The 14376-nt window shown below is 53.8% G+C and carries 14 protein-coding genes; 1 reads left to right on the forward strand and 13 read right to left on the reverse strand.

The genetic code is table 11. The features are described 5' to 3' along the window. The first annotated feature begins 173 nt into the window (after positions 1 to 173). Entirely contained in the window at positions 174 to 1154 is a 981-nt protein-coding gene (locus E7745_RS00960; protein WP_136408110.1) for a hypothetical protein, read from the forward strand. An 80-nt stretch (positions 1155 to 1234) separates the two neighbouring features. Here E7745_RS00960 and E7745_RS00965 read toward each other — a convergent pair whose 3' ends face one another. From E7745_RS00965 to E7745_RS01025, 13 genes are all read right to left on the reverse strand, one after another. Further along, entirely contained in the window at positions 1235 to 1633 is a 399-nt protein-coding gene (locus E7745_RS00965) for an FKBP-type peptidyl-prolyl cis-trans isomerase (protein WP_136408111.1), read from the reverse strand. 286 nt (positions 1634 to 1919) lie between these two features. Next, positions 1920 to 3152 (reverse strand): S-adenosylmethionine:tRNA ribosyltransferase-isomerase, encoded by a 1233-nt coding sequence (locus E7745_RS00970; RefSeq protein WP_136408112.1) that lies wholly within the window; start codon positions 3150 to 3152, stop codon positions 1920 to 1922. Then, positions 3149 to 3802 (reverse strand): ribulose-phosphate 3-epimerase, encoded by a 654-nt coding sequence (gene rpe, locus E7745_RS00975; protein ID WP_136408113.1) that lies wholly within the window; start codon positions 3800 to 3802, stop codon positions 3149 to 3151. The genes E7745_RS00970 and rpe overlap by 4 nt, the downstream gene beginning before the upstream one ends. Positions 3803 to 3962: 160 nt before the next feature. Next, on the reverse strand, positions 3963 to 4601 hold the full coding sequence (locus E7745_RS00980; protein WP_136409149.1) for a DedA family protein: 639 nt from the start codon (positions 4599 to 4601) through the stop codon (positions 3963 to 3965). 119 nt (positions 4602 to 4720) lie between these two features. Further along, a complete protein-coding gene (locus E7745_RS00985; RefSeq protein ID WP_123398863.1) occupies positions 4721 to 5314 on the reverse strand; it encodes a uracil-DNA glycosylase family protein in 594 nt (197 codons plus the stop codon). 41 nt (positions 5315 to 5355) lie between these two features. After that, a complete protein-coding gene (locus E7745_RS00990; protein WP_136408114.1) occupies positions 5356 to 6552 on the reverse strand; it encodes an FprA family A-type flavoprotein in 1197 nt (398 codons plus the stop codon). 236 nt (positions 6553 to 6788) lie between these two features. Beyond that, positions 6789 to 7355, reverse strand: a complete 567-nt coding sequence (efp, locus tag E7745_RS00995; protein WP_107032834.1) for an elongation factor P — start codon at positions 7353 to 7355, stop codon at positions 6789 to 6791. Between the two features lie 71 nt (positions 7356 to 7426). Continuing rightward, positions 7427 to 7996, reverse strand: coding sequence for a peptidylprolyl isomerase (locus E7745_RS01000; RefSeq protein WP_136408115.1), 570 nt, complete (start codon positions 7994 to 7996; stop codon positions 7427 to 7429). A 57-nt stretch (positions 7997 to 8053) separates the two neighbouring features. Continuing rightward, positions 8054 to 8827 (reverse strand): zinc ribbon domain-containing protein, encoded by a 774-nt coding sequence (locus tag E7745_RS01005; protein ID WP_107032832.1) that lies wholly within the window; start codon positions 8825 to 8827, stop codon positions 8054 to 8056. Positions 8828 to 8853: 26 nt separating this feature from the next. After that, positions 8854 to 9657, reverse strand: a complete 804-nt coding sequence (locus E7745_RS01010) for a Nif3-like dinuclear metal center hexameric protein (RefSeq protein ID WP_107032831.1) — start codon at positions 9655 to 9657, stop codon at positions 8854 to 8856. 12 nt (positions 9658 to 9669) lie between these two features. Further along, positions 9670 to 11430, reverse strand: a complete 1761-nt coding sequence (gene aspS, locus E7745_RS01015) for an aspartate--tRNA ligase (protein ID WP_136408116.1) — start codon at positions 11428 to 11430, stop codon at positions 9670 to 9672. Positions 11431 to 11646: 216 nt separating this feature from the next. Next, a complete protein-coding gene (locus tag E7745_RS01020; RefSeq protein WP_123398858.1) occupies positions 11647 to 12951 on the reverse strand; it encodes a porin in 1305 nt (434 codons plus the stop codon). A gap of 21 nt (positions 12952 to 12972) precedes the next feature. Continuing rightward, the gene (locus E7745_RS01025; protein WP_123398857.1) at positions 12973 to 14313 is read right to left on the reverse strand and encodes an MFS transporter; all 1341 of its coding nucleotides are present in this window, start codon (positions 14311 to 14313) and stop codon (positions 12973 to 12975) included. Positions 14314 to 14376: the final 63 nt, after the last annotated feature.

Raw genomic sequence — 14376 nt, forward strand, 5'->3', positions numbered from 1 at the left:
TTTATAATCCTTAGACTCCGAATAAGCTAATATTGCATATGTCAATTTCTCATACTTTCAAAATCGGATATGAACTAATGCTGCGCTCTTTTCTGATCAATTTCAACAAACTATTGCAAATCCGCCTACTAATTCCTATATTTGCATTGCTCACAACTCAAATAAGTTATATTATGAAATCAGTTCTCTCCATCTGTGTAGTGGCCCTGAGCAGTCTTTGGGCCATGTCGCAGGATGTCAGTGTGGCGAAAATACGCGCATCGGCAAAGATTATTCCCGTGGTGGATTATTCTCCCATCTGCTTTGAATCGGCCATCGGCAAAGCTTTCGGATCAGGAGATGACAGGAATTGTTTTTTCTTGACGACCGATCAGAAGAATGGCACTGAACTCTACTGGCTCAACGATTATTCGGAAAAAGGCCGGTTCAAGCTGTCAAAAATGAGTAAGAGCCTGCCGCTGTCTGACTCTCAGACTGAAATTCTCAACACGGTCGACAGTGTGTTCATTTTCAATCCATGCCCCGACATACGCTTTGAATTCATACCACGGGACATCCGTTATATCGGCTACCGTGACGGCGGACAGACCCGCTACATGAGTACAGACCGGACATTTGACAGTCTTTCAGACTTCATTGTCAGCGAATTCGGCTCGGTTGCAAATTTCACAAGCCTATATCTCGAACACTTCGGCAATGCGTTTTTCAGCCCCGGTAGCGGACTCTACGGATTCGACAGCGACCGCGCGGCCATCGACTTTCTTAAACACGACTATCGCTTCAATGCTGTCTGCAACCGTCAGGCGGAAGAAACCATATCACTGTTCATCGAACTGCTGAAAAAGGCAGTCATCGTCACTCCCGCACAGGAAGCCAGACTGACCAAACTGTTGGCCGACAGCTATAAGGCAGGCGATCAAATCACCTCCGACTTTCTTTCAGGCAAATCTTTCGAAGTATTCCGTCCCCAAACACTGCGTGCGGTATTTTCGCCGGATGAATACGAACTGATTCAGACTGCCATTACGGAAAACAAGGCCCGCCTCGCCATCGCCTATTGGCGCATTTCCAAAACCATCGGCAACTCCGATGCCAACGGCGCCTATCTCTCAGACCGCGACATACTGAAAGAGATTTCCAAACGCACATTCTAACCATGCAATTCCGACATGAGGCGTCAATATAAGAGGGTGTTTCATAACATTAATGAAACATCCTCTTAATTGATTTTCTGTCAGCCTACACCGAGAAGTTCGATGTCAAAAATGAGGGTCGATCCGCCGGGAATGCCGGGCTGTGAGAAGCGGCCATAGCCCATTTCGGCAGGCAGATATATCTCCCAGCGATCGCCTACCCGCATCTGCTGCAGGGCTATGATCCAGCCCTGGATGAGATCCCGCAGACGCATGGCCGGAGCCGTGCCGCCACGCGAGCTGTCAAATTTCTTGCCGTTGATGGTGGTGCCGGTGTAGTGGACCACAACCACACTGTTGCGGTTGGGCTTCGGCGCATCAGAGCGGCCTTTTGAGATCACCTTATAGAAAATACCCTTGTCAAGCGGTTTCACTCCGGGCTCCTGGGCCTTGGCCCGAAGCCATTCTTTGTTTTTGTCGATATATTCCTGCTTTGCCATAGCGGTTATTGCGTTTTTTGAATGTCAGGACGGCAAAGTTACGCATAAATTGTGGATCTCTCCGCATTATCGCACCTTTTCGGCGTGTATCGGGCCTTATCTTTGCATTGTGTTGACAGCAATGCAGCTTTTTCACTCCACCGCCTGCATACTCCTCCACTCCCAAGATGCCTTGCCGTCAATGCAAAAGGAAAGAACACTCCCGGAAAGAACCAAGAACAAAACCCTCTGAAACCCGCACATCAAAATCCTCTAACTTCCACACACTCAATGCAAAACCACCCGCCTAAAGAAAGAGGCAGGCGTCGCCGTATGACAGAAAGCGGTAACGGCTGTCAGCCAAAGCGTAGTCATAGATTGCGCGCCAGTCCGGATTGGCCGGATCAGAAGCCAGAAAAGCCGAAACAAGCAGCAGAAGCGTAGACTTCGGCTGATGGAAATTCGTGACCATCCCCTTCACCACCCGATAGCGATAGCCCGGAGCTATCATCAGACGGGTCGAAGCCACAAACCTATTCTCACCCGTAGTGTCAAGATGCGAGAGAATCGCCTTCATGGCTTCGGCTACCGGAAGATCAGGATGCGAGGGGTCATATGGATACCACTGCGGCAGCACATCGGCCGGCAGTCCGGCAGCCAGACGGCAGCCGAGATGGTAGAGACTCTCCAGAGTGCGAACCGAAGTGGTGCCTACGGCTATGATCCGGCGCTCAGTCGCGGCGAGTTCGCCGATCAGACTGCGGTCCACGGCTATGAACTCGCTGTGCATGTCGTGCTCGCCGATGGTATCTGACTTCACCGGCTGGAAAGTTCCGGCGCCCACATGGAGCGTCAGTTCGCGCCTCGCTATCCCCACGGCGTCTATCGCCTCAAGCACCTCAGGCGTGAAGTGCAGTCCGGCGGTCGGAGCGGCCACTGATCCGTCGATGTGAGAGAATACGGTCTGATAGTCCGTGGAATCACTCTCCTCCGTTCCGCGGTTGAGATAGGGCGGAATCGGGATCTCGCCCACTGCCGAGATTATGCGGCTGAAGGTAATCTCCCGGTCGTCCCAGTCGAAACGGACCACCGAAGTGTTGCCCTCACGGCTCACACGGGTGGCGCGCAGAGTGAAATCATGTCCGTCGATGCTCAGCGGCATCAGCAGTTCGCCGCTTTTCCAGCGCTTGGAGTTGCCTACGAAGCAGGTCCATGAGCAGCCCGAAACAGAGGCGAAATTACAGGCATAGTCAGCCGGCTCTACAGGTTCGAGACAGAAGATCTCGATCAGAGCTCCGTCGGCAGCCTCGCCCTTGCGGAAACGCAGGCGCGCGTTGATGACACGGGTGTTGTTGTAGACAAGCATCGAGCCTGCCGGGAGCAGACCGGGCAGTTCGTGGAAACTGCGGGTGCTGAGAGCTCCGTCGCTGTCTTTGAAGAGCAGCAGGCAGCGGTCGCGCTGAGCGAGAGGATGCCTGGCAATGCGTTCGTCAGGCAGAGGATAGTCGAAATTCTCTATTCGGATGTCGCGGATATTCATTCGCTGAGGTCAATAAGGTCTGAAATGGCTTTGAACGGATCGGAAGCCCTGAACACATAGCTTCCGGCCACAAGAATGTCGGCACCGGCTTCGATAAGCGCGGGCGCGGTTTCAAGATTCACTCCTCCGTCAATCTCGATCACGGCTTCCGAACCGCTTTCGGCTATAAGCGAGCGCAGCTCACGGACTTTGCGGACTGTGTTAGGGATGAAGTTCTGACCGCCGAAGCCGGGGTTGACGCTCATGAGAAGCACCATGTCGAGATCGCGGATCACGTCGCGCAGCAGCATCACCGGAGTGGCCGGATTGAGCGTCACGGCCGCTTTCATTCCGGCCGAGCGGATTGAGCGGATTACGCTGTCGAGATGGGTACATGCCTCCCAGTGGACATTCATTATCTCCGCTCCGGCCTCACGGACCTGATCTACATAACGGCCCGGATCGCAGACCATCATATGGACATCCAGAGGCTTTTCGGCAATACGGCTGATGGCTTTGATCACCGGGAAACCGATGGTGATGTTGGGAACAAACATCCCGTCCATCACATCAATGTGAATGAGTGACGCACGGCTTTTGTTGACCATGCTTACTTCCTCGCCCAGACGGGCGAAATCAGCTGCGAGCAACGAGGGGGCGACTTGAATCATGACTGTGATATAATAAAAAATAATGCGGTGCCGCCCGCTGCTGACGGACGACACCACAAAAGTACGCATTTATTTTTCAATTCGGGTCGGTTCGGCTCTAAAAGTTGACGGCACGGGGGTCATCCCAGTCATTCCTGAGCGAGAGACGGCGGCGAAGCGCTCAGACTCCGGCTCTCTTTTGGCGCGGCTTGAAAGCATTCCAGAGAATGACTCCCACGCAGACCACTCCGATGGCAAGCCCCACGTAAGTCAGATAGTCGTTATACTCCTCTACCTTCGCATAAAGCTGCTCCTGAGGCACCATCTTGCCCAGCCAGTAGCCGAGAGCTCCGAGAACCACGTTCCAGGTCAGAGCGCCCAGTCCGGTGAAAAGCACAAACTTGCCCACATTCATGCGCGCAAGTCCGGCAGGAATGGAAATGAGCTGGCGCACAGCCGGAATCAGACGGCCGATGAAGGTCGATGCGGATCCGTGGCGGTCAAAATACTCTTCTGCATGACGCACTTTGGCCTCATCGATCAGACAGGCATGGCCTATGCGGCTGTTGGCGAAACGATAGACTATCGGACGGCCTATCCAGACTGACAGATAGTAGTTGATCAGCGCGCCGATGATAGCCCCTACTGTCGCAAGGCCGACAACGGCTATTATGTTGACATCCCCCTTGGTGCAGGCCAGATAGGCCGCAGGCGGGACTATCACTTCCGAAGGGAAGGGAATGAAGGAACTTTCGATGACCATGAAGCCAAGGACAAGCAGGTAGACTGTCATTGGGTCGGCACGGAAAAAGTCGGCCATAATGCCGGCCGGGTCAAACAGTGCCAGAAGCGGAATGAGATCTAACATGTGATTAAATACTTCTCTAAAATTAAAAAATTCGATTATCTGGATGGAGACTGACAGGAGGGAAGATTGTCTCAGACAAGTCCGGCCTTGCGGAAAAACTCTCTGTAGGCATCGGCTTTACGGTCTACAGCCAGCGGATAGGCCCGCGAGGTCGACGGCATACGGGTCATCTGAAGCACTCGTCCGTCTGCCGGCCACACGGCCGATGTCCACTCTCCTATCTTCGGGACTGCTGTAGAGGTCAGCCCCGCAAGCACTCCGGCAGCTTTCTCGCCGGTGGTGGCAAGGAAACGGCAGCCGGGCATTCGCTCAAGCAAGGCTTCGAGGCAGACCGGCTCGATGATTTCAAGAAACTTGTCGGAGGCGTTGTCTTTCAGTCGGATCACAGCAGCCGCGGTGTCATGGAGCGCTATGCCCTTCTCTTCAAGGAAAGCGCGTATGAGAGCCTCGTCGAAAGCGCCGTCGGGCAGACGGAAATGGTCCACGTCGTCATAGAAGATTATTCCCATCACACGCCAGAAGTCATTGGTCTTGTTCGGGTAATAAAACTCCATTGACCAGCGCAGCGGCTTGGGAGGGAAAGTGCCCATGATCAGCACCTTCGCGTCAGTGGGTATGAACGGCGGAAAAGGATGTCGCTCTATCCGGTTGTCGCTTGTCTTCATCTTCAGTCTGTCAGCTTTATAATATGGTCAAATATACTGATTCAGCTCCGGAGAATGCGGTCGGCTACCGAGTCGGCCAGCCGGCGGCACTCGGCTATCGCATCGGCTCCGGGAGCCTGCTTCGCTTCAACTGAAACAACTTCGTCGCAGTAAAGTTTGCTTTCGTCCATCAGCTGGTTGATGCGCTTGACAGCCTGCGGAGCCCAGGTGAATGATCCGAAGGTGCCTATGACACGGTTTTTCAGCTCGCGGGTCTTCACTGCGTTCATCACAGCCTCCACCGGCGGGAAAAGCGTATTGGAATAGGTAGGAGCGCCGACAATCAGTCCCTTGTAACGGAAAATGTCGCTCAGAATGTATGACAGATGCGAGACCGAGGCATTGTGCATCCGTATGTTCCTGATGCCTCTTTCGGCAAGCCGCGAGGCTATCGCCTCAGCCATATCCTCGGTGTTGCCATACATCGAGCCATAGACTATCGTCACGCCATCCTCAGCTTCATAACGGCTCAGACGGTCATAGATCGAGACCACACGGTCGATCTGTTCGTGCCACACCGGTCCGTGGGTCGGGCAGATGAAATCCATCTCAAGGTTAGCCACTTTCTGAAGAGCCTTACCTACAAACATGCCGTATTTGCCAACTATATTGGAATAGTAGCGGTACATCTCCGGGAAATAAGGCTCGGTGTTCATGTCGGAGTCTGTCACCGCTCCGCAGAGAGCGCCGAAACAACCGAAGGCATCGCCGGTGAAAAGCGCTTTCCTCTCCGCTACGTATGTCATCATTGTCTCCGGCCAGTGGACCATCGGGGTGATGACGAATTTCAGACTCAGGCCGCCGAGGTCGATGCAGTCACCGTCAGCTATCCTCATCACATTGTCAGCTATGCCATAGAAGCCTCTGACCATTTCGAGAGTCTTGGCGTTGCCGACAATTGTCATGTCAGGAAACATGCCGCGGAGCACTCTGACCGAGCCGGAATGGTCAGGCTCCATATGGTTTATCACCAGATAGTCAGGAGCGACATCGCCGATGGTTGCGATGAGATTTTCACGCAGACGGTCGCAGGCACTCAGTTCCACGCCGTCGATCAGCGCCGTTTTCGCGCTGCCTTTCACTATATATGAATTGTAGCTGACACCGTCAGGCAACGGCCACAGGGCTTCAAAGCGGTGGGTAGTGCGGTCATTGACTCCGACATAGTATATTCCATCACAGATTTCTTTGATATTCATAACCTATTGTACTGTTTCTTGATTCTGATAAAGGGTTTCGGGAGGAGGAGGTAAGAGATTGTTGCGAGTGTGTATATGTGTATATATTGTAGCCCGTGTGTGCGCAATGACACCTCCGGGCAGAGTTGCCCAAAAACATCTGACGAGCCAGGAAGAAAAAATTCCCCCGGCTCGTCATTGTTATTTGACATTATGGATTCCGGCCATCTAAGGTCCGGATGCAGCTGTCAGTCTGATTATTCCTTGATGCGTTCAACGTATGAACCGTCGCGGGTATCTACGCGCACCTTGTCACCGATGTTGCAGAAGAGGGGCACACGGATCTCAGCACCGGTTTCGAGAGTAGCGGGCTTGAGTGTGTTGGTGGCGGTGTCGCCCTTGATGCCGGGTTCGGTGTAGGTGATTTCGAGAACTACGCTGGTGGGCATTTCGCAAGTGAGGATAGTCTCTGAAGCGGCGTGAACCATAGCTTCGCAGATGTCACCTTCCTTGAGGAACTGAACGCCGTCGATGCTTTCGCCGGGGAGGGCTACCTGCTCGAAAGTTTCAGTGTGCATGAAGTTGTAGCCCATGTCATCCTTGTAGAGATACTGGTAGGGGCGGCGTTCGATACGCACTTCGTTGACCTTTACGCCTGAGTTCCAGGTCTTGTCGAGGACACGGCCGGTCTTTACGTTTTTGAGTTTTGTGCGGACGAAAGCCGGACCTTTGCCGGGCTTTACATGAAGGAATTCAACGATGAAAAAGTAGTTGCCGTCGATGTCGAGGCACATACCGTTTTTAAAATCAGCAGTTGTTGCCATGAATTGTGGTAATGTGTTGAGATTATTAAGCAATTGATTGGGGTTGGTGTGCGGCCCGGCGTCAAGACGGATCAGTTGCCGCAGCCGTCACAGCCGCATGAGGAGTCGTCGCCTCCGCAGCCATTGTCGCCACAACCTCCGCAGCATCCGCCTCCGCATGAAGGGTGGAGTTCTTCAGGGGTAGCGTCACGCACGGTGACCACTTTGCCCTTGAAGCGGAGATCCTTGCCTACGAGGGGATGGTTGAAGTCCATGACAACATGGTCGGCAGTCACCTTTTTCACCTTTCCGGTGATGCGGTAGCCGTCAGCTGTCATCATGGGGATGTATGCGCCCTCGCGGATGGTTTCGGCGTCAAACTTTCCGTCGACCATGAAGATGCTCTTGCTGAGCTCGGCCACGTCGTCGGGGTTATAGGGGAAACCCTTGCCGGCGTTGACGGGGACATCAAACTCCCTGCCCTGCTCAAGGCCGTCGAGAGCGCGTTCGAGGGGAAGGATCATGCCTTGGGTCACACCGAATATGAAGCGTTCGGGTTCATCTTCAGTGACACTGTGGACGAGGTTTTCAGTTCCGTCAGGGGCAACATCAAAGAGGTCGTAGCTTATTTCGACATATTTGCCGGGGAGAATCTTTTCCATAATTTTCAGTTTTGTTTAGAGTCGGTTTGGACGTCAGACAGGAGCCTTGGACGGGTCTCAGGCTTCACCTTCGGTCACACCGGCGAGATCGGGGTCGATCATGATGCGTCCGCAGTATTCGCAGACTATGATCTTCTTGTGCATCTTGATTTCCATCTGCTTCTGCGGCGGGATGCGGTTGAAGCAGCCGCCGCAGGCGTTGCGCTGGATATAGACCACGCCGAGGCCGTTGCGGGCGTTCTTGCGGATGCGCTTGAATGCGGTGAGTGTGCGGGCGTCGATCTGGGGTTCGAGTTCCTTGGCCTGCAGACGGAGACGCTCTTCGTCTTTCTTGGTCTCGGAGACGATCTCTTCAAGCTGACGGCGCTTGTCGGCGAGAATGTGATTGCGGTCGGTGAGGGTTTCCTCGGCGGCGGCAATGTCGGCATTCTTGTTGTCGATCTCGCGGGCATACTGGTTGATGCGCTTTTCGGAGAGCTGGATTTCGAGGGTCTGATATTCAATCTCTTTAGATAACAAATCAAACTCGCGATTGTTGCGCACGTTATCGAGCTGCTGCTTGTAGGTGGCAATCTGTGCCTGGGCCTGCTCGATGTTGTTTTTCTCCTTGGCCGATTTCAGACGGAGGTCTTCGATCTCGGCTTTGAATTTATCGACACGGGTGTGAAGACCCTCGATGTTGTCCTCCAGGTCACGGACTTCTTCGGGAAGCTCGCCGCGGATGGTCTTGATGCGGTCGATTTCCGAGAGGATGGTCTGAAGTTCGTAAAGAGCGCGGAGTCGCTGCTCAACAGAAAGGGTCTGGTCGTTTTTGTTTTGCTCTATCGCCATATTGGTATATGTGGATTTTTTATTTTTCAGACGTAGCGCACAGGGTTGTGCTCGGCACGTGACTGCCGGACTGCAAAGTTAGGAAATTTTTCTGAAACAATGGCCGAAAAAATTGACTTAGTGCAGATTTCGCTTTCGAAATGGCCGGTATCGACTATCAGGATGTCGCGTCCGAAATCGACAAAGTCGTGATAACGGGTGTCGGAGGTGATGTAGGCGTCGGCTCCGGCGGCTATTGCATCGGGGATGAATTCGCCTCCCGACCCGCTGCACAAGGCCACATTCTGCACTCCCCGCCAAGATCTGCCAGAGTCTGACACTCGAAGCGATTCTGTTTGATAGACCTCCTTGACGCGCTTGAGAAAGTCATCTTCCGAAAGGGCGTAGTGGAAGTCACCGATCACTCCAAGCCCGGTCGAGGGATCAGTCTGACGCGGAGAGAGGACCTGAATATCCATCAGTCCCAGCATCTTGCCCAACTGATGGGAGACTCCTTCCGGAGCGTTGTCAAGCGCCGTATGGGAAGAGTATATATATATCCCGTGGGTGATTGCTCTGAGCAGGGCAAGCTGGTTAGGCCTGTCAGGCGAAATTTGTTTCAGACCGTGAAACAACAATGGATGGTGGGAAACTATCAGGTTGCAGCCTTCACTGACAGCCTCATCAACAACCTCAGGAGTCACGTCAAGACAAAGCATGACTCCTGTACAGCTGTTAAGTTCGGATGCAGGGCGGAGCTGCCAGCCGGTGTTGTCCCACTTTTCCTGAATCGAGCGCGGGGCAAAGGCTTCGATGCACTCTATTATCTCAATGATACTCGGCTCTGTCATTGGCAACGTGGCTTATTCCTTTTCTTTGAGGTCGAGACGGATGCAAAGTTCGTCGAGCTGCGAATCGTCGATCGCGGCGGGTGCATCGATCATCATGTCGCGGCCTGAGTTGTTCTTGGGGAAGGCGATGACGTCGCGGATCGAGTCGAGGCCGGCAAGGATGCTGACGAAGCGGTCGAATCCGAATGCAAGACCGCCGTGAGGGGGCGCTCCGTATTTGAAGGCATTCATCAGGAAGCCGAATTTATACTGGGCGTCTTCCTCGGAGAGTCCAAGCAGACGGAACATCTTGTCCTGGAGTTCGGCTTCGTGGATACGAATGGAACCGCCGCCAAGCTCGTTGCCGTTGACCACCATGTCATAAGCAGTGGCGCGCACAGCGCCGGTGTCACTGTCGAGCAGATGGATGTCATCTGGGTTGGGGGCTGTGAAGGGGTGGTGCATGGCGTAGTAACGCTGTGTTTCCTCATCCCATTCAAAGAGTGGGAAGTCTACCACCCAAAGGCAAGAGAAGTTCTGCGGATCGCGCAGACCGAGGCGAGAGCCCATTTCGAGGCGCAGTTCGCAGAGTTGCTTGCGGGTCTTCATTGTCTGTCCGACAAGAATCAGCATGAGGTCACCGGCCTTGGCTCCGGCACGGTCGGCCCATGTGCGGAGGTCGTCTTCGCTGTAGAATTTGGATACTGACGACTTGATCGAACCGTCGGCTTCGATCTTGACCCACATCATGCCCTTGGCCCCAATCTGCGGACGCTTCACGAAGTCGGTGAGCTGGTCAAGCTGCTTGCGGGTGTAGTCGGCGCAACCGGGGGCCACGATGGCTCCAACATATTCGGCATCGTCAAGCACGGCGAAGCCCTTGCCGCCTGTAAGATCCTTGAGCTCCACGAATTCCATGCCGAAACGGGTGTCGGGCTTGTCGGAACCGTAGAGACGCATGGCATCGGCCCAGGTCATGCGGGGGAAGGGCTCTGTGAAATCGATGTCTTTTACATATTTAAATATGTGTTTGACGAGGCCTTCGAACATCCGGAGCACGTCTTCCTGATTGACAAACGACATTTCGCAGTCAATCTGGGTGAATTCCGGCTGACGGTCGGCGCGGAGGTCTTCGTCGCGGAAACATTTCACAATCTGGAAGTAACGGTCGAAACCGCTGACCATCAGAAGCTGTTTGAAGGTCTGGGGAGACTGGGGCAGTGCATAGAACTCGCCGGGATTCATGCGCGAGGGCACCACGAAGTCGCGGGCGCCTTCAGGGGTCGACTTGATGAGTACCGGGGTCTCGACTTCAAGGAAACCTTTCGAGTCGAGATAGCGGCGGATCTCGAAGGCCATGCGGTGGCGGAGTTCGAGATTTGCACGCACGCAGTTACGGCGCAGGTCGAGATAGCGGTATTTCATACGGAGATCGTCGCCGCCGTCGGTTTCGTCCTCGATTGTGAAGGGAGGCACGTCGCTTCGGTTAAGCACTTTGAGATCCGAGGCAATGATCTCGATGTCGCCGGTGGGCAGATTGGGATTCTTGCTGGTGCGCTCGGCCACCTTGCCGGTGATCTGCACCACGAATTCGCGTCCGAGATTATTGGCGGCATCACAGAGAGCCGCGTCATTCTCCACGTTAAACACCACCTGGGTAATACCGTAGCGGTCACGCACGTCTACAAAGGTCATGCCACCCATTTTTCGGGCGCGCTGCACCCAGCCGGCGAGGGTAACCTCCTGTCCGGCATCACAAAGGCGGAGTTCTCCGCATGTTTTCGTTCTATACATAAGAACCTGATATGGTTTTTGATTTGTTCCGGTTAAACTTGAGGACTGATGCGATGCACAAAATGCAAGCCATCAGCTTCAAAGGTGCAAAATTACAAAGAATCGGATAGAAAATCAAAAAAAATTAATTCAGAATCTGCGCAGGGACTTCACGCACAGCGTAGTTTAAGCCGGCATCCTGCCGAGGTCCGGATGCCGGCTGTGCTTTGTGGCAGGTCAGAATGTGACCTGGAGCATGGTCTGGATTCGGTTGTCGTGGTGTGAGAGGCCCGACATATCGACACGCCGTCCGTAGATGTATTCCAGGCCGGTGGAGAGGTGGGGAGATATCTGCCAGATGACGTTTGCAAGGGCGTATTGCGCGTATTTGTACTGGCTGTCCCATGCGGTGGAGCCTCCGGAGTAGTCAGGGGCGTAGTTGCGGAGGTGGCTGTAGGTGGTTGTGGCGTAGACTTTCGGAGAGATGTTGTATTGCAGTCCGAAGTAGCCGCCCCAGGCTTTGACAGCTTTTAGACGGCCGCTTCCGTCAGGCACCATGTCGAGGCCGCCTTCATAGAGATCCTGGAAGTAGCTTGTGATTCCTTCGCCATAGGCAGCCTGATAATAGGCTGTCACCAACGGTGTGAGCGAGGCGCTTCCGCTCATCTTCACGCCCCAGCCTACCTGGTCACGGTTCTTGTCGGCGATCTCGTCGCGATAGAGCATATTGCGGACAATGCCGGAAAAGCGAATCCAGCTTTTGCCTCCGCCCCATGAATACTGCACATAGGCTGGTATGTCAGGTACGCGCTGGTTGACCACATAGGTTTTCTCGCCGGTGGTTGCGGAGACCATAGGCATCTCGACTCCTACTCCAAGACTCCAGTGCTGCCCGAAGCTGTGACGGTAGTCGAGGACTCCGTTCGGTATGGCTGTGAATCCGCAGGGGCCTTCATTGTCGATGCTCGGAGGTGCGGCGGCCATGTCAGAGAAGAGGCTGTAGTCATAACCGGCGGTGAATCCGCGGTATTTTATGTAGGCATACTGCAGGTCAAAGCCATAGCTGTTGCCGGTGAGGTTGAAATCAATGTAGACACCCAGCTGGTTCTTGTCGCCCGGAAGGGCCACGAAGTTGAGATAGAGTCCGCTTGTGGCAGCGCTGAACTGCACCAATCCGCCGTCGCCCTTTCGCGGGTTCATGGGAATCGACGATGTGGTGAAGTTGAAGCCGTTGTCAATGGGGTCGCCCCAGTCATATGACAGGGTGGCTTTTGCCGTGCCTCCTATGCCGAGATAAAATTTCTTGTTCTTGCCTTCTATGGCAAAATTAGGCACTCCGGATTTCTTGTGTGATTTCGGGGCGTTCTGGAGAAAAATATTGTAGATGTTTATCACGGTCAGGCCCGAATCAGACCGAGTGGCCGAGGGATTGATTATTGTCACCTCTCCCTCCTGAGGAGTAAGGGGATGATTCTGGGAGGATGCTCCGGCAAACGCGCACAAGGCCGGAACTACAGCTGCGAAACGTATGAGGCTGTTCATTTTTTTGAAAACGTATTTTTGTTAATAATATGACTTGTCGATGCGGAAGACGAACGATTTGCGCAGCACTATGACTATCACCGTGAATGCGGCCAGCAGAATAGCGTTGAATTCAAAGGCGAAGGCATTGTTCAGATGGTGCGGATCAAAGATATCTCTGAAGAAGTCGACTATAAAGGGCGTGGCACTTATCGAGATATAGTTGGCGGCAAGCACAATGGCAAGTGCGAGTGTGGCTTTGGCAGGGTCGGTGACTATCTGGGTGGCCTTGTCATAGATGACCGGCTGAAACACTCCGTAGCCGAAGCCGACAAGGGAGGCCGCCATGCACATCAGTCCGAAACGGTGGCAGACCACCATCAAAACGATCCCCGCGATCATTACTACCGACGATACTACCAAGGTGGCCTGACGCAATGTCTTGATAATATACGGCAGGATGAAGCCCGGAAGAAAGACAGCGAGGAAAAATATGGCAGTGACAGTGCCTACGTCAGAATCATCGAGACCCTCGCTCTGCATAAGAAAGGGGGTGTAGTAGCTTACGATGACCGTAGCATAGCAGACAAAGAAATAGACCGCTATCAGCGACCACGTACGGGAGAGTATGAAGCCGCCTCTCACCTTACCGATATAACCGTACTGATCATACAGGCCGGCAGAGCCAGGGGGTGCCGTCCGGATTGCTCCGGCTGGCGATCCGGCTATCGCTGCCTTTGCAGCTGCCTTTGCCGATGCTTTCATTTTCGGATCAGGGGCAGCCGGAGCGGGAGCCAGATCGGCTTTGGGTATGCCCCGCAAAAAGACTGAGAGCACAAGCGGGATGGCCGGAATGAGATAGACCAGAAAGGGCAGACGCCAGTTTCCGTGGCTGAGCCAGCCTACCACAAATGTGGCTACTACAAGAGCCATGTTGGATATGCCTGATTTTATGCCGAGCTGACGCATACGGTATTTCCCCACGAATGTGTCGGCAAGCAGTCCGGCGGCAAGCGGGATGAGCAGACCGCAGCCAATGCCGAGCAGACAGCTTATGACTATCAGATCTACCATGTTACGGGCAAAGAAGTAGAGGAGTCCGCTGCCAAGATAGATGGCAAGCGCTACCACCACTATTCTCACCTTGCTCTTTGACAGAGACAGCCTGCCGGAGAGCAATACGAAAGGTATAATGAAAAGATTCGGCAACACGGTGAGAAGCTGAATCTCCAGTTCCGATGTGTGGGGAAATATTTTGTCAAGATTGCCAAGCATCGGCGTTATTGCAAGCCCAGGCAGATTGACGGTAAGGGATATCGACCATATGGCAATCAGGGTTATCAGAGAGATGGTGCCCTTTCCGGTGTTGATTCTCATATTCATGTTTTTATGAAGGTGGATGGTAGAGCCCTGGAATATGCGGGCAGGGGCTGCGGCTCCGCGAAA

It is taken from the genome of Duncaniella sp. C9 (assembly GCF_004803935.1).
Lineage (GTDB): Bacteria > Bacteroidota > Bacteroidia > Bacteroidales > Muribaculaceae > Duncaniella > Duncaniella muris.

Excerpts from the sequence above, each read along its gene's own strand:
- E7745_RS01025 (WP_123398857.1), bottom strand. The coding sequence starts at position 14,313 with ATGAATATGAGAATCAACACCGGAAAGGGCACCATCTCTCTGATAACC.
- E7745_RS00970 (WP_136408112.1), bottom strand. The coding sequence starts at position 3,152 with ATGAATATCCGCGACATCCGAATAGAGAATTTCGACTATCCTCTGCCT.
- E7745_RS01005 (WP_107032832.1), bottom strand. The coding sequence starts at position 8,827 with ATGGCGATAGAGCAAAACAAAAACGACCAGACCCTTTCTGTTGAGCAG.
- E7745_RS00965 (WP_136408111.1), bottom strand. The coding sequence starts at position 1,633 with ATGGCAAAGCAGGAATATATCGACAAAAACAAAGAATGGCTTCGGGCC.
- E7745_RS01010 (WP_107032831.1), bottom strand. The coding sequence starts at position 9,657 with ATGACAGAGCCGAGTATCATTGAGATAATAGAGTGCATCGAAGCCTTT.
- E7745_RS00980 (WP_136409149.1), bottom strand. The coding sequence starts at position 4,601 with ATGGCCGACTTTTTCCGTGCCGACCCAATGACAGTCTACCTGCTTGTC.
- E7745_RS00960 (WP_136408110.1), top strand. The coding sequence starts at position 174 with ATGAAATCAGTTCTCTCCATCTGTGTAGTGGCCCTGAGCAGTCTTTGG.
- E7745_RS00990 (WP_136408114.1), bottom strand. The coding sequence starts at position 6,552 with ATGAATATCAAAGAAATCTGTGATGGAATATACTATGTCGGAGTCAAT.
- efp (WP_107032834.1), bottom strand. The coding sequence starts at position 7,355 with ATGGCAACAACTGCTGATTTTAAAAACGGTATGTGCCTCGACATCGAC.
- E7745_RS01000 (WP_136408115.1), bottom strand. The coding sequence starts at position 7,996 with ATGGAAAAGATTCTCCCCGGCAAATATGTCGAAATAAGCTACGACCTC.
- E7745_RS01020 (WP_123398858.1), bottom strand. The coding sequence starts at position 12,951 with ATGAACAGCCTCATACGTTTCGCAGCTGTAGTTCCGGCCTTGTGCGCG.
- aspS (WP_136408116.1), bottom strand. The coding sequence starts at position 11,430 with ATGTATAGAACGAAAACATGCGGAGAACTCCGCCTTTGTGATGCCGGA.
- E7745_RS00985 (WP_123398863.1), bottom strand. The coding sequence starts at position 5,314 with ATGAAGACAAGCGACAACCGGATAGAGCGACATCCTTTTCCGCCGTTC.
- rpe (WP_136408113.1), bottom strand. The coding sequence starts at position 3,802 with ATGATTCAAGTCGCCCCCTCGTTGCTCGCAGCTGATTTCGCCCGTCTG.